Annotated in this window: 17 protein-coding genes and 5 tRNA genes; 2 read left to right on the top strand and 20 right to left on the bottom strand. The window is 35.2% G+C overall.

Annotation, left to right across the window (positions count from 1 at the left end; all coding sequences use genetic code 11):
- Nucleotides 1-7 precede the first annotated feature (7 nt).
- Complete coding sequence (locus tag F6P99_RS11530; RefSeq protein ID WP_152287638.1) at nucleotides 8-631, top strand: WbqC family protein; 624 nt, start codon at nucleotides 8-10, stop codon at nucleotides 629-631.
- 102 nt (nucleotides 632-733) lie between these two features.
- Entirely contained in the window at nucleotides 734-1,309 is a 576-nt protein-coding gene (locus tag F6P99_RS11525) for a Crp/Fnr family transcriptional regulator (RefSeq protein ID WP_152287637.1), read from the top strand.
- Between the two features lie 38 nt (nucleotides 1,310-1,347).
- Here F6P99_RS11525 and ettA read toward each other — a convergent pair whose 3' ends face one another.
- The 20 genes from ettA to F6P99_RS11425 all read right to left on the bottom strand — a co-directional run bounded on the left by ettA (nucleotide 1,348) and on the right by F6P99_RS11425 (nucleotide 19,545).
- Entirely contained in the window at nucleotides 1,348-3,039 is a 1,692-nt protein-coding gene (ettA, locus tag F6P99_RS11520; protein WP_152287636.1) for an energy-dependent translational throttle protein EttA, read from the bottom strand.
- A 161-nt stretch (nucleotides 3,040-3,200) separates the two neighbouring features.
- A complete protein-coding gene (locus F6P99_RS11515; protein ID WP_152287635.1) occupies nucleotides 3,201-3,515 on the bottom strand; it encodes a DUF3467 domain-containing protein in 315 nt (104 codons plus the stop codon).
- A gap of 91 nt (nucleotides 3,516-3,606) precedes the next feature.
- Nucleotides 3,607-7,890, bottom strand: a complete 4,284-nt coding sequence (gene rpoC / locus F6P99_RS11510) for a DNA-directed RNA polymerase subunit beta' (protein WP_152287634.1) — start codon at nucleotides 7,888-7,890, stop codon at nucleotides 3,607-3,609.
- Nucleotides 7,891-7,984: 94 nt separating this feature from the next.
- Entirely contained in the window at nucleotides 7,985-11,800 is a 3,816-nt protein-coding gene (gene rpoB, locus F6P99_RS11505) for a DNA-directed RNA polymerase subunit beta (protein ID WP_152287633.1), read from the bottom strand.
- Nucleotides 11,801-11,924: 124 nt separating this feature from the next.
- The gene (gene rplL, locus F6P99_RS11500; protein WP_152287632.1) at nucleotides 11,925-12,299 is read right to left on the bottom strand and encodes a 50S ribosomal protein L7/L12; all 375 of its coding nucleotides are present in this window, start codon (nucleotides 12,297-12,299) and stop codon (nucleotides 11,925-11,927) included.
- Between the two features lie 47 nt (nucleotides 12,300-12,346).
- Complete coding sequence (gene rplJ / locus F6P99_RS11495) at nucleotides 12,347-12,862, bottom strand: 50S ribosomal protein L10 (RefSeq protein ID WP_152287631.1); 516 nt, start codon at nucleotides 12,860-12,862, stop codon at nucleotides 12,347-12,349.
- 21 nt (nucleotides 12,863-12,883) lie between these two features.
- A complete protein-coding gene (gene rplA / locus F6P99_RS11490) occupies nucleotides 12,884-13,573 on the bottom strand; it encodes a 50S ribosomal protein L1 (protein ID WP_152287630.1) in 690 nt (229 codons plus the stop codon).
- 10 nt (nucleotides 13,574-13,583) lie between these two features.
- Nucleotides 13,584-14,021, bottom strand: coding sequence for a 50S ribosomal protein L11 (rplK, locus tag F6P99_RS11485; RefSeq protein WP_152287629.1), 438 nt, complete (start codon nucleotides 14,019-14,021; stop codon nucleotides 13,584-13,586).
- Between the two features lie 64 nt (nucleotides 14,022-14,085).
- On the bottom strand, nucleotides 14,086-14,637 hold the full coding sequence (gene nusG / locus F6P99_RS11480) for a transcription termination/antitermination protein NusG (protein ID WP_152287628.1): 552 nt from the start codon (nucleotides 14,635-14,637) through the stop codon (nucleotides 14,086-14,088).
- A 5-nt stretch (nucleotides 14,638-14,642) separates the two neighbouring features.
- Nucleotides 14,643-14,834 (bottom strand): preprotein translocase subunit SecE, encoded by a 192-nt coding sequence (gene secE, locus F6P99_RS11475; RefSeq protein ID WP_152287627.1) that lies wholly within the window; start codon nucleotides 14,832-14,834, stop codon nucleotides 14,643-14,645.
- A 19-nt stretch (nucleotides 14,835-14,853) separates the two neighbouring features.
- Nucleotides 14,854-14,926 (bottom strand) — tRNA-Trp (locus F6P99_RS11470).
- Between the two features lie 58 nt (nucleotides 14,927-14,984).
- Nucleotides 14,985-16,169, bottom strand: a complete 1,185-nt coding sequence (gene tuf, locus F6P99_RS11465; RefSeq protein ID WP_152287626.1) for an elongation factor Tu — start codon at nucleotides 16,167-16,169, stop codon at nucleotides 14,985-14,987.
- Nucleotides 16,170-16,233: 64 nt separating this feature from the next.
- Nucleotides 16,234-16,305: transfer RNA gene (locus F6P99_RS11460), tRNA-Thr, on the bottom strand.
- 13 nt (nucleotides 16,306-16,318) lie between these two features.
- Nucleotides 16,319-16,391: transfer RNA gene (locus tag F6P99_RS11455), tRNA-Gly, on the bottom strand.
- Between the two features lie 49 nt (nucleotides 16,392-16,440).
- A tRNA-Tyr gene (locus tag F6P99_RS11450) sits at nucleotides 16,441-16,521 on the bottom strand.
- Between the two features lie 90 nt (nucleotides 16,522-16,611).
- A tRNA-Thr gene (locus tag F6P99_RS11445) sits at nucleotides 16,612-16,685 on the bottom strand.
- Nucleotides 16,686-16,783: 98 nt separating this feature from the next.
- Nucleotides 16,784-17,089, bottom strand: coding sequence for a ribosome hibernation-promoting factor, HPF/YfiA family (gene hpf / locus F6P99_RS11440; RefSeq protein ID WP_152287625.1), 306 nt, complete (start codon nucleotides 17,087-17,089; stop codon nucleotides 16,784-16,786).
- A gap of 6 nt (nucleotides 17,090-17,095) precedes the next feature.
- Nucleotides 17,096-18,025, bottom strand: a complete 930-nt coding sequence (locus F6P99_RS11435) for a tyrosine-type recombinase/integrase (RefSeq protein ID WP_226913069.1) — start codon at nucleotides 18,023-18,025, stop codon at nucleotides 17,096-17,098.
- Between the two features lie 55 nt (nucleotides 18,026-18,080).
- Nucleotides 18,081-18,278, bottom strand: coding sequence for a 30S ribosomal protein S21 (gene rpsU, locus F6P99_RS11430; RefSeq protein WP_152287624.1), 198 nt, complete (start codon nucleotides 18,276-18,278; stop codon nucleotides 18,081-18,083).
- Nucleotides 18,279-18,402: 124 nt separating this feature from the next.
- On the bottom strand, nucleotides 18,403-19,545 hold the full coding sequence (locus tag F6P99_RS11425; protein WP_152287623.1) for an acyl-CoA dehydrogenase family protein: 1,143 nt from the start codon (nucleotides 19,543-19,545) through the stop codon (nucleotides 18,403-18,405).
- Nucleotides 19,546-19,564: the final 19 nt, after the last annotated feature.

Genomic DNA, 19,564 nt, shown 5'->3' with positions numbered 1-19,564 from the left:
ATTTCGAATGATTTTAGTTCATCCAACATACTTTTCACCGATTATACAATATGCAATAATCTATGGTGAAAAGGAAATTCTATTTGAATTTGAAGATAATTTTCAAAAGCAAACCTATAGAAACAGATGTTATATAGCAAATGCAAATGGTAAGCAATTATTGAATATTCCAATTCATCACAATCGAAACGAAGAAAAATCACTTTCTAGAGATGTGAAAATTGATTACGATGCTGGATTATGGTATCAAAATCATTTAAAATCGTTTCAAGCAGCCTATCGTTCATCCCCTTTTTTTGAATATTATGAAGATGATATAAAATCCATATACGATAAAAAACATACTTTTTTAATTGATTTAAATCTTGACATACACGCATTTATCACTGAAGCATTGCAAGAAGAATCAACATACTCTAAGACCTCAGAATTTTTATTAGAAACTAGCCATCTTGACAATAGACAGCTCGTTAATGCTAAAAAGAAAATCGAATTAAAATTACCTGAATACCCACAAATGTTTGACATAAAACATGGATTTCATCAAAATTTAAGCATCTTAGATTTATTATTCATGGAAGGTCCTGCTTCTTATTTATATCTTAAAAAAGTAAAAAACTTACTTTCTTAATTTTTATAAAAACATAATCTCAGATTTTATTCGTATTGCAATTTTTTTAATATATTTAATAAATTAACAAATGTTATTTTTTCAACTATCAAATTGCTAACTATGAACGAGTTATATGAATTCATGAATAAGATCTCTCCCTTATCTGTAGAATCTTATGAAATCTATATGGACATGTGTGAAAGTAAAACTTTCAAAGCCGGAAGTATTCTTACTGAGATAGGCACCGTCCCTGAATCATTGTACTTTATTAAAACAGGTGTTGCACGTTCTTATAGTGTTACAGATAAGGGTGTAGAATACATTCGATCATTGATAAGCACATATAATATCTTAGCAGCTACTGAAGCTTTAATAACACGAGAACCGAGTAAAATCGCATGTCAATGCCTGACGGACTGTGAGGTGTTAGAAATCAACTATACAGCACTAATTCAAAAATGTAAAGAAAACCAAGAAATTGCAGCGTGGTATACCAGAACCGTTGAATTACACTATGCCCATTTACAAAAAACCAATGATGAATTGTTAACACTAAATGCGACAGAACGTTATTTGATTCTTCAAAAAAGAATTCCAAACATAGACAATCTAATCAATCAATATCATATCGCTTCTCGACTAGGAATTACACCTATTCAGTTAAGTAGGATTAGAAAAAAATTATATAGTAAATAAAAAAAAGCCGTTACAATTTGTAACGGCTTTTTTAATACTTATCGAATAAGCTTTTTGTATTTGATACGCTTCGGCATCAAATCACCACCCAATCGTTTCTTCTTATTTTCTTCGTATTCAGAAAAACTACCTTCAAAGAAATATACTTGAGACTCCCCTTCAAACGCCAAAATATGTGTACATATTCTATCTAAGAACCATCTATCATGCGAAATAACAACCGCACATCCTGCGAAGTTTTCCAAACCTTCTTCAAGTGCTCTTAAAGTATTTACATCTAAGTCATTGGTAGGCTCATCTAACAACAATACATTCCCTTCTTCTTTTAGAGTCATCGCCAAATGCAATCTATTTCGCTCACCTCCAGATAATGTATTTACTTTTTTGTTTTGTTCTGATCCACTAAAATTGAAACGGCTTAAATATGCACGAGAGTTTACCATTTTACCTCCCATCATAATTTGGTCCTGCTCATCAGCGAAATTCGCCCATATAGAACGCTCAGGATCAATATCTGCATGTGATTGATCTACATAAGCTATTTTTGCAGTTTCACCAACCACGAACTCACCAGCATCAGGATTCTCCTCTCCCATAATCATTCTAAATATGGTAGATTTTCCAGCACCGTTTGGTCCAATAATCCCTACGATACCATTAGGAGGTAACGTAAATTCTAGATTATCATACAACAATTTCTCACCAAAAGCTTTTGAAACACCTTTGGCATCAATCACATTTGATCCCAAACGAGGTCCGTTTGGTATATAGATTTCTAATTTCTCCTCTTTTGCCTTTTGATCTTGATTCATCAATTTGTCATAGTTCGCTAAACGTGCTTTCGATTTTGATTGACGACCTTTTGCCCCTTGACGAACCCATTCTAATTCTCTTTCAAGTGTTTTTTGACGCTTCGAGGCTGTTTTATCTTCCTGAGCCATACGTTGTGACTTCTGATCTAACCAAGAAGAGTAATTTCCTTTCCAAGGGATTCCTTCTCCTCTATCCAATTCTAAAATCCACCCTGCAATATTGTCCAAGAAATATCTATCATGCGTTACAGCAATTACTGTTCCTTTGTATTGCGCTAAATGATGCTCTAACCAATGAACAGATTCAGCATCTAAATGGTTGGTAGGCTCATCCAATAACAACACATCCGGTTGTTGCAACAACAATCTACACAAAGCAACTCTACGTTTCTCTCCTCCAGACAATACAGAAATAGATTTATCTGGCTCAGGTGTGCGCAACGCATCCATTGCTATTTCAAGTTTTGTATCCAACTCCCAAGCGTCTAAAGCATCTATTTTATCTTGTAATTCCGCTTGACGATTCATCAGTTGCTCCATTTTATCAGCATCAGAGTACACTTCTTCCAGACCAAATTGATCGTTGATTTTATTATACTCATCTAATACAGCAACAGTATCAGCAACACCTTCCTTTACAATTTCTAAAACCGTTTTCGATTCATCTAATTCAGGTTCTTGCTCTAAAAACCCAACTGAATATCCAGGTAAAAACGTGATATCACCTTGATAGTTTTTATCAACGCCAGCAATAATCTTAAGCAAAGATGATTTACCCGAACCATTCAGTCCTAAGATCCCAATTTTAGCTCCATAAAAGAAACTTAAATGAATGTTTTTTAATACTTGTTTTCCCGTACTTTGGTAAGTTTTACTCAAACCTGACATGGAAAAAATGACTTTTTTATCGTCTGACATATATCTAATATTTTTAGTTTTTATTTGATGTATTTCTCATGGAAATATTACTTCATGAGAACGTACAAATATCGTAAAATTGATTCAAAACTGTTTCTAATGATTCATAAAAAAAGCCTAACAATACAACAGTTGTTAGGCTCTTTATTTGTTCTAATTCTTTATGCTTGCCCTGTAGGACCAAAATTCATGGGTATTGGTGTTTCCTCAGGCTCGTTGATTTTTCCATTAGCTGCTTCAAATCTTTTTATATTATCCGCTAATGCTTTCGTCAATCTTTTTGCATGTTCAGGAGTTAAAATAATTCTAGATTTTACTTTTGCCTTAGGTGTTCCGGGCATTACATTAATAAAATCTACTATAAACTCTGACACAGAATGATTGATAATTGCCAGGTTAGAGTATGTTCCTTCTGCTATCTTCTCATCCAGTTCAATATTTAATTGACCTTCTTTTTGTTTTTGTTCTTCATTCATAATGATAAAGATATGTATAATGTGTTTTAAAAAAAAGATTGGTCCACAATTTCTCGTGAACCAATCTTATTATTCAATTACACTAACTAGGTTAGTCTAAGTTTAAACTCTCTTCGATTTCCTCTTTTGGACCAACGATTAAGTTATTGTAAGAACGCATACCTGTACCAGCTGGAATTCTCTTACCAACAATAACATTCTCTTTCAATCCTTCTAAGTTATCTACTTTTCCACTTACAGCTGCCTCATTCAATACTTTTGTAGTTTCTTGGAAAGAAGCTGCAGAAATAAATGATTTTGTCTGTAATGAAGCTCTAGTAATACCTTGCAATACTTGCTCAGCGGTTGCTGGTCTCGCATCTCTTGCTACTACTAAATCTTTATCTTCACGACGTAATAAAGAATTCTCGTCTCTCAATTTACGAGCAGAAATAATTTGTCCTGCTTTCAATTCTTCTGAGCCTCCAACTTCTTCAACTACTTTCATACCGTAGATAGCATCATTTTGCTCGATAAAGTCATTTTTATGAATTAATGAATTCTCTAAGAATAATGTATCTCCAGAATCAATAATTCTAACTTTACGCATCATTTGACGTACTACAACCTCAAAGTGTTTGTCGTTAATTTTTACCCCTTGTAAACGGTAAACCTCTTGAATTTCATTCACCAAGTACTCTTGTACTTTTGCCGGTCCTTGAATTTTCAAAATATCATTTGGAGTAGTTGCTCCATCAGATAATGGCATACCTGCTTTGATAAAGTCATTTTCTTGAACTAAGATTTGATTAGAAAGCTTTACTAAGTATTTCTTAACATCTCCTAATTTAGATTCAACGATGATCTCACGGTTACCACGTTTGATTTTTCCGAAAGAAACAACACCATCTGTCTCAGCAACAACTGCCGGGTTCGAAGGATTACGAGCTTCAAATAATTCTGTTACACGAGGTAAACCTCCTGTAATATCTCCTGCTTTACCTGACTTACGAGGAATCTTCACCAATACTTTACCTGGCTCAATTACATCTCCATCTTCAATCATCAAGTGAGAACCTAATGGTAAACTGTAAGAACGTAATGCTTCACCATCTTCTCCTTCGATAATCAAAGCAGGAATAATTTTCTTATTCTTAGATTCTGTAATTACTTTTTCTTGGAAACCAGTTTGCTCATCTATTTCTACCGTGTAGTTCACTCCTCTTTCAACATTGTCAAAGACGATTTTACCACCAAATTCAGAAACGATAACACCGTTAAATGCATCCCACTGACAAATTACATCTCCTTTTTTGATTTTCTTCTTTCCTTTTACGAAAACATGAGAACCATAAGGAATGTTATTTGAACTTAATACCAATCCAGTTACATCATCAATTACTTTAATTTCAGATGTTCTAGAGATTACGATATCAACTTTATTACCTTGACCGTCTTCTCCTTCAACAGTATTTAAATCTTCGATTTCGATACTTCCGCTGAATTTAGCAATCAATTTATTGTCTTCAGAAATGTTACCAGCAACCCCTCCAACGTGGAACGTTCTAAGTGTTAACTGTGTACCAGGCTCTCCAATTGACTGTGCAGCAATAACTCCAACAGATTCACCTCTTTGAACCATTGTTCTTGTAGACATACTTTGTCCGTAACAACTAGCACATATTCCTGTAGTAGCCTCACAAGTTAATGGAGAACGTACTTCAATAGAATCAATTCCAGAATCTTCAATAGCTTTCGCCAATTCATCAGAAATCAATGTTGTAGCTTCAACGATAACTTCTTTTGTTACTGGATGTAATACATCATGTAAAGTAAAACGTCCAACAATTCTTTCGCTCAATGACTCAACGATTTCATCATTTTTCTTCAATGGAGCAACTTCTAGACCTCTCAATGTACCACAATCATCTTCATTGATAATTACATCTTGTGATACATCAACCAAACGACGTGTTAAGTAACCAGCATCTGCCGTTTTCAAGGCAGTATCGGCAAGTCCTTTACGCGCACCGTGAGTTGAGATAAAGTATTCCAAAATTGATAATCCTTCCTTAAAGTTAGAAAGAATTGGATTCTCAATAATTTCTCCTCCAGAAGCAGTAGATTTTTTAGGCTTCGCCATCAATCCACGCATACCAGTCAACTGACGAATTTGCTCTTTCGATCCACGGGCTCCAGAATCCAACATCATGTATACTGAGTTAAATCCTTGTTGATCTTCACGCAAACGTTTCATAGACAATTCCGTCAAACGGTTGTTTGTAGATCCCCAAATATCAATAACTTGGTTGTAACGTTCTTTGTTTGTTAACATACCCATGTTATAGTTAGCCATGATTACATCAACCTCTGAGTTCGCATCATCAATCATTTGCTGTTTTTCAGCTGGGATAATGATATCTCCTAAACTAAACGACAATCCACCTTGGAATGCAAATTTGAATCCCATTGTTTTAATATCATCCAAGAATTTACCAGTAGTAGGAATATCAGTTGCTTTTAATACACCACCAATAATTCCTCTTAAGTTTTTCTTAGTCAATACTTCATTGATATATCCAGCAGCAGCAGGAACAACTTCATTAATCAATACTCTACCAACAGTAGTTTTGATAATTTTAGTTACTTGCTCACCGTTTTCATCGATATCTTGTGTTCTAACACTGATTCCAGCATTCAAGTCAACTGCTCCTTCGTTGTAAGCAATATTCACCTCTTCCGGAGAGTAGAATGTCAATCCTTCACCTTTAATCGGCACTTCAGGAGTAGAGATTCTCTCTTTTGTCATATAGTACAATCCAAGTACCATATCTTGAGATGGTACTGTTACTGGTGCACCATTCGCTGGATTCAAAATATTATGAGAAGCCAATAATAACATTTGCGCTTCCAAAATAGCTTCAGGTCCTAATGGTAAATGCACCGCCATTTGATCCCCATCAAAATCGGCATTAAATGCTGTACATACCAATGGGTGTAATTGAATCGCTTTTCCTTCGATCAATTTTGGTTGGAATGCTTGAATACCTAATCGGTGAAGCGTAGGCGCACGGTTTAGCAATACTGGATGTCCTTTTAAAACATTCTCCAAGATATCCCAAACCACTGGCTCTTTTTTATCTATAATTTTCTTAGCAGACTTTACTGTTTTTACAATTCCTCTTTCGATCAACTTACGGATGATAAAAGGTTTGTATAGTTCAGCTGCCATGTCTTTTGGCAATCCACATTCAGACAATTTCATTTCTGGTCCAACAACAATTACAGAACGTGCAGAATAATCAACACGTTTCCCTAATAAATTTTGACGGAAACGACCTTGCTTACCTTTTAATGAATCTGATAAAGATTTCAAAGGTCTGTTAGATTCAGTTTTTACAGCAGAAGCTTTACGCGTGTTATCAAATAATGAATCAACAGATTCTTGCAACATACGTTTTTCATTACGTAAAATCACCTCTGGTGCTTGAATTTCCATCAAACGCTTCAAACGGTTGTTACGAATAATTACTCTACGGTATAAATCATTCAAATCAGAAGTAGCAAAACGACCACCATCTAATGGCACCAACGGACGTAATTCTGGCGGTATTACAGGAATCGCCTTCATAATCATCCAAGCTGGATTGTTCTCTCTGTTTTTAGCAGATTCTCTAAACGCCTCAACAACATTCAAACGTTTCAACGCTTCTGTTTTACGTTGTTTAGATGTTTCTGTATTTGCTTTATGACGCAATTCATAAGACAATGCATCCAAATCAATACGATCTAACAAATCAATCAAACACTCAGCTCCCATCTTCGCAATGAATTTATTTGGATCTGAATCGTCTAAATATCTGTTTTCCATTGGAATTGTTTCCAAAATATCAAGATACTCTTCTTCAGTTAAGAAGTCCATTTTTTGCAATGGTGTACCGTCTAAATTAGATGCAATACCTGGTTGAATTACTACGTAACGCTCGTAGTAAATAATCATGTCTAATTTTTTAGATGGTAATCCCAAAAGGTATCCCATTTTATTAGGCAATGATCTAAAGTACCAAATATGAGCAATAGGCACAACCAAATTGATATGACCTACTCTGTCTCTACGTACTTTCTTCTCTGTTACTTCTACACCACAACGGTCACAAACGATTCCTTTATAACGGATTCTTTTGTATTTTCCACAGGCACATTCAAAATCCTTGATAGGACCAAAAATACGCTCACAGAACAAACCATCTCTTTCTGGCTTGTGTGTACGGTAGTTTATAGTTTCTGGTTTTAAAACTTCTCCTTTAGAAACATCTAAAATAGATTCTGGAGAGGCTAAACCAATTGATATTTTACTGAATTTTTTTACAGTGTATTTATCTTCTTTTCTTGCCATGGTAAATGGATTCGAATTTAAAATGTAAATATTATTTTCCTGTCTGACTTTATATAATGGGTAGTATCAATTACTTAATACTACCCTTGTATATTTAGTCTTCTAATCTAACGTCTAATCCTAAACCTTTCAGTTCGTGCATTAATACGTTAAATGATTCAGGTAAACCTGGCTCTGGCATTTGCTCTCCTTTTACGATTGCTTCGTAAGTTTTAGCTCTTCCCATTACATCATCAGATTTAACTGTTAAGATTTCTCTCAAGATACTAGAAGCACCATATGCCTCTAATGCCCAAACTTCCATCTCTCCAAAACGTTGACCTCCAAATTGAGCTTTACCTCCAAGTGGTTGTTGCGTAATTAATGAGTAAGGTCCGATTGAACGAGCATGCATCTTATCTTCAATCATATGACCTAATTTGATCATATAAATAACACCCACCGTTGCTGGTTGATCAAAACGTTGTCCAGTTCCACCATCATATAAGTAAGTATGTCCAAATCTTGGCACACCTGCCTCATCTGTATGTGCATTGATTTCGTCTAATGAAGCTCCATCAAAAATTGGAGTTGCATATTTCTGACCTAGTTTTTGACCAGCCCATCCTAATACAGTTTCATAGATTTGTCCAATATTCATACGAGAAGGTACCCCTAGTGGATTCAATACAATATCTACTGGTGTTCCGTCTTCTAAGAAAGGCATATCTTCTGCTCTTACAATTCGAGCAACAATACCTTTATTCCCGTGACGTCCTGCCATCTTATCACCCACTTTTAACTTACGTTTTTTAGCAACATAAATCTTAGCTAGTTTTAATATTCCAGCTGGTAACTCATCCCCTACACTAATCGTAAATTTGTTACGACGCAATGTACCTTGTAAATCACTCACTTTAATTTTATAATTGTGAATCAATTCACTAATCATATCATTAAGGGCTTCATCAGTAGTCCAAGAACCTTTAGTTAAATGCGTGTAATCATTCACAGAATTTAACATCTTCAATGTATACTTCTTTCCTTTAGGGAAAACATCTTCACCCAAATCATTTTGTACACCTTGAGAAGTTTTTCCAGTTACAAGATTGAATAATTTTTCAATCAATGTATCTTTTAAAGCTTCAAATTTTACAGCAAAATCAGTCTCTAATTTCGCGATTTCTTCTTTATCACGAGTACGTTTAGATTTATCTTTTACTGCTCTTTGGAATAACTTTTTATCAATTACAACTCCTCTTAAAGAAGGTGAAGCTTTCAACGAAGCATCTTTTACATCACCAGCTTTATCACCAAAAATTGCACGTAATAATTTTTCTTCTGGAGTTGGATCAGATTCACCTTTTGGTGTAATTTTACCAATTAATATATCTCCAGGTTTTACTTCAGCTCCAATTCGGATCATACCATTTTCATCCAAATCTTTTGTTGCTTCTTCAGAAACATTTGGGATATCATTTGTCAACTCTTCGTTTCCAAGTTTTGTATCCCTAACATCTAAAGAATATTCATCAATATGAATCGAAGTAAATATATCTTCTCTTACAACTCTTTCAGAAATTACAATCGCATCCTCAAAGTTATACCCTTTCCAAGGCATAAAGGCTACTTTCATATTTCTACCCAAGGCCAATTCACCTTTTTGAGTTGCATATCCTTCACAAAGAACTTCTCCTTCTTCAACTCTATCACCTTTTCTAACGATAGGCTTCAAGTTAATATTTGTTCCTTGGTTGGTTTTTCTAAATTTAATCAAGTCGTAAGACTTCTCATCAGAATCAAAACTTACAAGTCTCTCATCATCTGTTCTATCGTACTTGATAGTAATTTTGTTTGCATCAACATACTCTACCACACCTGCTCCTTCTGAGTTGATCAAGATTCTAGAATCTTTTGCAACTCTACGTTCTAAACCTGTTCCTACAATAGGAGATTCAGGACGCAATAATGGCACTGCTTGACGCATCATGTTAGATCCCATCAATGCACGGTTGGCATCATCATGCTCTAAGAAAGGAATCAAAGAAGCTGAAATAGATGCAATCTGGTTTGGAGATACATCCATATAACTTACTTCTGTTGGAGATACTACTGGATAATCCGCTTCTTCTCTAGAAATAATTTTATCAGCAACAAAATTTCCACTTTCATCTAACGGCAAGTTAGACTGAGCAAACTTATGTCCTTCTTCCTCTTCAGCACTTAAATAAATAGGTTCATCATTGATGTTAACAACACCATCATTCACCTTTCTATAAGCAGTTTCGATAAATCCAAGGTGATTCACTTTTGCGTATACTGCTAAAGACGAAATCAAACCAATATTTGGTCCCTCTGGTGTTTCAATCGGACACAAACGACCATAGTGCGTATAGTGTACATCACGAACCTCAAATCCTGCTCTTTCTCTCGAAAGTCCACCAGGTCCTAAAGCTGATAATCTACGCTTATGTGTAATCTCTGCTAATGGATTTGTTTGATCCATAAACTGAGATAATTGGTTGGTACCAAAGAACGAATTGATCACTGAAGATAAAGTCTTCGCATTGATCAAATCAATAGGTGTAAACACCTCATTGTCACGAACGTTCATTCTTTCACGAATCGTACGAGCCATTCTTGATAAACCTACTCCAAACTGACTAGCCAATTGCTCACCAACAGTTCTTACACGTCTATTAGATAAGTGATCAATATCATCAACTTCTGCTTTCGAGTTGATCAATTCAATCAAATATTTAACGATGGTAATAATATCATTCTTAGTTAAAACTTTTTCATCTAAAGATTCATCAAGTTGTAACTTTTTGTTCATTCTATAACGACCAACTTCACCCAAATTATAACGTTGCTCAGAGAAGAACAATTTGTCAATAATTCCACGTGCCGTTTCCTCATCAGGCGGTTCAGCATTACGCAATTGACGGTAAATATGCTCAACAGCTTCTTTTTCAGAATTGGTTGGATCTTTTTGTAAAGTATTATGAATAATAGCATAATCTGCCATTTCATTATCCTCTTTGTGTAATAAAACGGTTTTAGCACCAGAATCAATAATCTCTTCGATATGCTCTTTTTCAAGAATAATATCACGATCTAAAACAATCTCATTTCTTTCGATAGATACTACTTCACCAGTATCTTCATCAACGAAGTCTTCATGCCATGATTTCAATACACGAGCAGCTAACTTTCGTCCTAATATTTTCTTTAAACCACTTTTAGAAACCTTTACTTCTTCAGCAAGGTCAAAAATTTCTAAAATATCTTTATCTCTTTCAAATCCGATCGCACGGAATAACGTAGTAACTGGTAATTTTTTCTTTCTATCAATATAAGCATACATTACTTGATTGATATCAGTTGCAAATTCGATCCAAGATCCTTTGAAAGGAATAACTCTTGCTGAGTATAACTTGGTACCATTTGCATGAAATGATTGTCCAAAGAAAACACCAGGTGAACGGTGTAACTGAGAAACAACCACACGTTCTGCACCATTAATAACAAAAGTACCTGAATCTGTCATATAAGGAATCGTTCCTAAATAAACATCTTGTACAATTGTTTCAAAATCCTCGTGTTCAGGATCTGTACAGTATAATTTCAAACGTGCTTTTAGAGGAACACTATGCGTTAAACCTCTTTCGATACATTCTTGAATAGAATATCTAGGCGGATCTACAAAGTAGTCTAGAAACTCTAATACAAAATTATTTCTTGTATCTGTAATTGGGAAATTGTCCATGAAGGTTTTGTATAACCCTTCATCACTTCGCGAATCTGCTTTTGTTTTTAACTGGAAAAAATCTTGAAAAGATTTGATCTGAATATCCAAGAAATCTGGATAGTCTGTAGCTAATTTAGCCGATGCAAAGTTTATTCTTTCAGTACTATTTTTCGTTGCCAAAGGAGAAAAAATTTTAGTTAAAATTCTGTGTTAAATAAAGAATAAATATAAATGCAAAAAATGGTCTAGGTCAAAAGGATACTCCTTCTGACCTAAACCTTAATTTAGTTGTTGGGTAAGATGCTTATTTAAGCTCTACCTCAGCTCCAGCTTCTTCTAAAGATTTTACAAGACCTTCTGCCTCATCTTTAGCGATTCCTTCTTTGATTGGTGCTGGTGCACTATCAACGATACCTTTAGCTTCTTTCAATCCTAAACCAGTTAATTCTTTAACTAATTTTACAACTGCTAATTTAGAAGCTCCTGCTGCTTTTAAGATTACGTCAAACTCAGTTTTTTCTTCTGCTGCGTCTGCTCCTCCTGCTGCTGGTCCTGCTACTGCTACTGCTGCTGCAGCTGGCTCGATACCATACTCATCTTTTAATATAGTAGCTAACTCGTTTACTTCTTTTACTGTTAAGTTAACTAACTGTTCTGCGAAATCTTTTAATTCTGCCATTTTGATTTTTTTTAATTGTAATATAATAATTTATTTGTGCGCTAATTTTATCTCTCTGATAACGTTTTAACGATACCTGAAAGCGTCTGACCTCCTGATTGTAATGCTGAAATAACATTCTTAGCAGGCGATTGTAACAATCCAACGATTTCTCCAAGTAACTCTTCTTTCGACTTGATGTTTACTAGACTTTCTAATTGATCGTCTCCTACATAAACAGCCTCTTCGATATAAGCTCCTTTTAAAACTGGTTTGTCAGATTTTTTTCTAAATTCTTTAATTATCTTAGCAGGAGCGTTTCCTGTTTCTGATAATAAAATTGATGAATTCCCTTTCAATGTTGCAGGTAATTCTCCGAACTCTTTTGTAGAGTTTTCCATTGCTTTTGAAAGCAATGTATTTTTAACTACAGCTAATTTTACGTCAGCTTTAAAACAAGCTCTTCTTAAGTTAGAAGTAGCTTCAGCGTTTAAACCTGAAATATCAGCCACATAGATGACACTGTTATCACTTAATTGGGCAGTTAAAGCATCTATTACTTGCGATTTTTCTTCTCTTGTCATAATTTACGATTTAACTTCCTATTAATTTGATTTTACATCTACAGCTAAACTAGGACTCATAGTACTTGAAATGTAAGTACTTTTGATATAAGTTCCTTTAGCAGCAACTGGTTTCATCTTAATAAGTGTCTGAATTAATTCATTTGCGTTATCAGCAATCTTCTCAGCATCAAAAGATACTTTTCCAATTGCAGCGTGTACGATTCCAGTTTTATCAACTTTAAAGTCAATTTTACCAGCTTTCACCTCAGAAACTGCTTTAGCTACATCCATAGTAACTGTACCAGTTTTTGGGTTAGGCATCAAACCTCTAGGTCCTAAAACACGTCCTAATGGTCCTAATTTACCCATTACACTTGGCATAGTGATGATCACATCAACATCTGTCCAACCACCTTTAATCTTTTGTAAGTACTCATCTAATCCAACATAATCCGCACCAGCTTCTTTAGCCTCTGCCTCTTTATCTGGAGTTACCAATGCTAATACTTTTACATCTTTACCTGTTCCGTGTGGTAAAGTTACAACTCCACGAACCATTTGATTAGCTTTTCTAGGATCTACTCCTAAACGAACTGCTAAATCTACTGATGCGTCAAAGTTTACATTTGAAATCTCTTTTACTAATACAGATGCTTCTGATAAAGAATATACTTTAGAACTGTCTACCTTAGCTTGAGCTTCTTTTTGCTTTTTTGTTAATTTTGCCATTTCTTAAAGTTTATTGTGGAGCATCTCCTTTCATAGTAATCCCCATAGAACGAGCAGTACCAGCAACCATTCTCATAGCTGACTCAACAGTAAATGCATTTAAATCTGCCATTTTGTCTTCTGCGATTGCTTTTGCTTGGTCCCAAGTGATACTTGCTACCTTGTTACGGTTTGGTTCTCCTGAACCTTTCTTGATCTTTGCTGCTTCTAAAATTTGAACAGCTGCTGGAGGAGTTTTGATTACAAAATCAAAAGATTTGTCTTTGTATACAGTAATTGCTACTGGTAAGACTTTCCCTTGTTTGTCTTGAGTTCTAGCATTAAATTGCTTACAGAACTCCATAATGTTAACTCCGGCAGCACCTAAAGCAGGACCTACTGGTGGAGACGGGTTAGCGGCTCCTCCTCGTACTTGTAATTTTACTACTTTACTTACTTCTTTTGCCATTTTCTAATTATTTATTAACTATAGTGGAAGCTATTTGTAACAGATAATATTCTTTTTACTGCAATTATGATATTTTATCAACTTGCATATAACTTAGCTCTAATGGTGTTTTTCTTCCAAATATTTTCACCATTACTTCTAATTTTCTCTTTTCTTCATTCACGTTTTCGATAATACCATCAAAACCGTTGAAAGGTCCATCAACAACTTTTACAGTTTCTCCAACTGTATAAGGAATTGCTACGTTATCGTTTTGAATAGCTAATTCATCAACTTTACCTAACATTCTATTGATTTCACTTTTTCTTAATGGCACAGGTTCACCTCCTTTAGTTTCCCCTAAAAAACCAATAACTCCAGTTACCGATTTAATTACATGAGGAACCTCTCCAGTAAGATTTGCTTCTACCATTATGTAACCTGGAAAATAAATTCTTTCTTTATTTATTTTCTTACCATTACGAATTTGAATTACCTTTTCCGTAGGAACCAATACCTGGTCTACATAATCAGACAATCCAAGTCTAGAAATTTCCGTTTCTATATAAGACTTAACTTTATTTTCTTGGCCACCGATAGCTCTAACTACGTACCATTTTTTTACAGAATCAGCCATTTGTCTTAATTAAACATGTTAAAAAACTTATCCAAACCATTTTGAAACACTGAATCTACAGCAAAAACTGCCAATGCAAATAACACTGTAAACACTGCTACAACCACTGTTGATTTTTGAGCTTCAGCTTTTGGCAACCAAGTCATATTGGTATTCAACTCTTCAAATGATTCTTTGATATATTTTATAACACTCATTCTATTCTATTTTTTTATGCACGGGCGGAGAGACTCGAACTCACGACACCTGGTTTTGGAGACCAGTGCTCTACCAACTGAGCTACGCCCGTAAAAACGGAGTGTTCTACATAAAAGTAAAACACTCCGAACTTAACTTATTTTGTATTCTTACAAGATTTCAGTTACCTGACCTGCACCTACAGTTCTACCTCCTTCACGGATTGCAAAACGTAAACCAACATTCATTGCGATTGGTTGGTGTAAATCAACAGTAATTGTCAAGTTATCTCCTGGCATTACCATTTCAACTCCATCAGGCAAGTTAATTGTTCCTGTTACATCAGTTGTACGTACGTAGAACTGTGGACGGTAGTTGTTATGGAATGGAGTATGACGTCCACCTTCTTCTTTTTTCAATACGTATACCTCAGCTTTGAATTTAGCATGTGGAGTTACAGAACCTGGCTTACAGATTACCATTCCTCTCTTGATATCTTCTTTATTAATACCTCTTAACAAGATACCTGCGTTATCTCCAGCCTCACCTCTATCTAAGATTTGACGGAACATCTCGATTCCTGTAATAGTAGAAGCTAATTTTTCAGCACCCATACCAATGATATCAACAGCATCTCCAGTATTAGCTACTCCAGTTTCGATACGTCCAGTTGCTACTGTACCACGACCTGTAATAGAGAATACATCCTCGATTGGCATTAAGAAATCTTTATCCACTTCTCTTAATGGCTCCTCGATCCAAGTATCACAAGCTTCCATTAATTCTAAAATCTTCTCAGACCATTTAGCATCACCATTCAATCCACCTAATGCAGATCCAGCGATTACTGGTCCATTATCACCATCATAGTCATAGAAAGAAAGCAAGTCTCTTACTTCCATCTCAACTAATTCTAACAACTCTTCATCATCAACTAAATCTACCTTGTTCATGAAAACAACAATTCTAGGAATTCCTACTTGTTTCCCTAATAAGATATGCTCTCTAGTCTGAGGCATTGGTCCATCAGTAGCAGCAACTACTAAAATAGCACCATCCATTTGAGCAGCACCTGTTACCATGTTCTTTACGTAATCCGCGTGACCTGGACAGTCAACGTGAGCGTAGTGACGATTTGCAGTTTGATACTCTACGTGAGAAGTGTTAATTGTAATACCTCTTTCTTTTTCTTCTGGAGCATTATCAATTTGATCAAAGTCTTTCACTTCTGAAAGCCCTGCAGCAGCTAATACAGTAGTAATAGCAGCAGTTAATGTTGTTTTACCGTGATCTACGTGCCCGATTGTACCAATGTTTAAGTGTGGTTTCGAACGATCAAAAGTTCCTTTAGCCATGATTATTAATTTTAATTCTTAGTTTATTATACTTTTTATTTATACTCTTTCATTTATTTCTTTGAGCCAATGACGGGAATTGAACCCGTGACCTCTTCCTTACCAAGGAAACGCTCTACCTCTGAGCTACACCGGCCAATTTGACTTAGAGCGAAAGACCGGGTTCGAACCGGCGACATTCAGCTTGGAAGGCTGACGCTCTACCAACTGAGCTACTTTCGCTTTTTATTTAGTCAAATTCCCTTTCCGACATTTCTATCGAAAAGCATTGTGGTGAGAGTAGGATTCGAACCTACGAAGCTTGCGCAGCAGATTTACAGTCTGCCCTCGTTGGCCACTTGAGTATCTCACCATTATTCAAAGAACAAAGTTTTTATCATTTTCAATCTAAAAACTCCAATTTGTCTTTTTGTACTTTTCTAACAACTTTTCAGTTGTTTTGAGCCGATAGAGGGACTCGAACCCACGACCTGCTGATTACAAATCAGCTGCTCTAGCCAGCTGAGCTATATCGGCGAAGCTGCACAAAAAAACAGTCCATTATTTCTAACGGACTGCAAATGTATAAAGTTTATTTTATTAAACAAACTTTTTATAATTATTTTTCTTTTTTTTTAGTGTTGTAATTCCCTTTCTTTTTCTTTTGATTTTTTCAACTGACGCTTCATTGAATCAGTTGCTGCTGAAGCACCCTCTTCAAAGGTCTTTGTTTCTTTTTTAACAATTAATTCACTTCCCGGAATGTTAATTTTAATCTCGGTAATCTTATTCTCTTTTTCACTTGTTTTTTGAACTTTCAAAAACACCTCAATATCAATAATCTTATCGTGAAACTTTTCAAGTCCCATTACCTTCTTTTCAACAAAATCAACTAACTTTTTATCTGCGTTGAAATTCACAGATTGTACAAATACATTCATGTAATACTATTTTTTATCACTCCTAGGGTGAGCTTGGTTATACACTTCTTTTAAATGATCTAGACTGGTATGTGTGTAGACTTGTGTCGCGGCCAAACTGGAATGCCCTAGTAATTCCTTAACCGAATTCAAATCTGCTCCTTCGTTTAACAGGTGTGTCGCGAACGAATGCCTGATAACATGAGGACTTTGTTTTACCTTGGTAGATACCCTACTAAAATAGGATTTAATTATTCTATAAACAAGCGTTCCGTACAATTTATTTCCTTTATTTGACACCAATAGATGATCTGTAGATCCAAACTGCTCTTCTTTTAATTTTAAATAATTTTTCATAGTTTTTCGAACAGAAGAAAGCAAAGGAATATATCTTTCTTTATTTCTCTTGCCTAACACCTTTAAAGTATTGCTATGCAGATCTACAGCATCTTCAGTAAGCGTTATCAACTCTTCTCTTCTCATACCTGTAGAATACAATAGCTCAACAAGTAGTTTGTCTCGAGCCGCCTCAAAGGTGGTCGCATCTATCATTTCTATCACTTCTATGATTTCGTTTTCAGAGAAGGGCACATTCACTCGCTTTGCAGTCTTCAAAGCCTTGTGACTCGCTAATGGATTCACAGATACCTCTTCAATCCGTTGTAGATATTTATAAAAACTATTAAGAGAACTCACTTTTCGGTTTACACTTCTATTTGAAACACCTGATGATACCAGCGCTACAATCCACGCCCTGATCTCACCATACGATGCCGATTCAATCTTCTTGTTTCCATATTCTTTTATGGAAAACTCCAAAAAACTCTTCAAATCATTTTGGTAAGCTGTTACCGTATGTTTTGAATATTTTTTTTCAAATGAAATATAATTTAAAAAATGTGTTATCATTTTATCGTAAAATTGACCTCTAACAAAACTAAAGAAATATGAATGCATAAAAAAGCCTGTTTCAATAAATTGAAACAGGCTTTTTATTTTGAAAACTCAAAAATTAACTCAACTCTTCGTTTGTTCTTAATCTTTGGATGTATTTCGCTTTGATTTTTTGCTTACGATTCACGACTGACGGCTTATTAAACTGCTGACGATCACGTAATTGTCTCATCGTTTTTGTGCGATCAAACTTTCTCTTAAAACGTTTTAACGCTCTATCGATATTTTCTCCTTCTTTAATAGGTATAATTAACATTGTGTATCACCTCCTCTCATCGTACTCTCTTTAATATGTTTGAATTGAAATAATTGTATTTCAATGATTCGTCTTTCTTTTCGGATTGCAAAAATACAACTTATTTTGAATTGGCAATCTTTTTTTATTCTTTTAATATATTTCTTGAGATGACCACCTTTTGAATTTCTGTAGTTCCCTCACCTATTGTGCATAATTTAGAATCACGGTAAAATTTTTCTACTGGAAAATCTTTGGTATAACCATATCCTCCATGCACTTGAACTGCTTCATTGGCAACCTTAACACAAGTTTCAGATGCATACATTTTTGCCATTGCTCCAATTTTGGTCATTGGTTTTTTGGCGTTTTTTAAAGCCGCTGCTTTGTGAACTAATAACTCAGAAGCTTCAATTTCCGTAGCCATATCAGCTAATTTAAAAGAGATTCCTTGAAACGAAGAAATTGGTTTACCGAACTGCACACGTTCTTTCGAATATTTTAGCGCCGCTTCATAAGCTCCTTTAGCGATTCCTAAAGACAAAGCTCCGATAGAAATTCGACCACCATCTAATATCTTCATGGACTGTATAAATCCTTCTCCTTTTTCACCTAATATATTCTCTTTAGGAACACGACAATTATCAAAAATCAACTCAGCAGTTTCGGAAGCACGCATCCCTAATTTGTCCTCCTTTTTCCCAGAAGAAAAACCTGGAGTACCTTTTTCAATAACAAAAGCCGTCATTCCATGTGAGTCACCTTTTTCTCCTGTTCGAGCAATCACCACAGCTATATCTCCACTAATCGCATGAGTTATAAAGTTTTTTGCTCCATTCAACACATAAAAATCTCCGTCTTCAACAGCAGTAGTACTCATCCCACCGGCATCGGAACCTGTATTGTGCTCCGTCAAACCCCAAGCACCAATAGATTGACCAGTAGCTAATTTTGGCAACCATTTGTTTTTTTGCGTTTCATTTCCAAATTGCAAGATATGTCCCGTACATAATGAATTATGCGCGGCAACCGAAAGTCCGATAGACCCATCAACTTTAGAGATTTCTTCAAGTATACTAATGTATTCGTGATATCCTAAGCCCGATCCACCATATTCTTCAGGTACCAAAATACCCATAAACCCCATTTCGCCTATTTTTCGGAAAAGCTCGACAGGGAATATCTGTTTTTCATCCCACTCCATTATGTGTGGCTTGATGAATTGTTGTGCAAAATCTTTAACAGATGCTGCAATCATTGTTTGTGTTTCTGTATACTCGAAATTCATGAAGAATATTTTGTTTAAT

The organism is Flavicella marina, assembly GCF_009193215.1.
Classification (GTDB): domain Bacteria; phylum Bacteroidota; class Bacteroidia; order Flavobacteriales; family Flavobacteriaceae; genus Flavicella; species Flavicella marina.
Note: the sequence above shows the minus strand (reverse complement) of the source record. Positions and strands in the feature narration are given on the sequence as shown.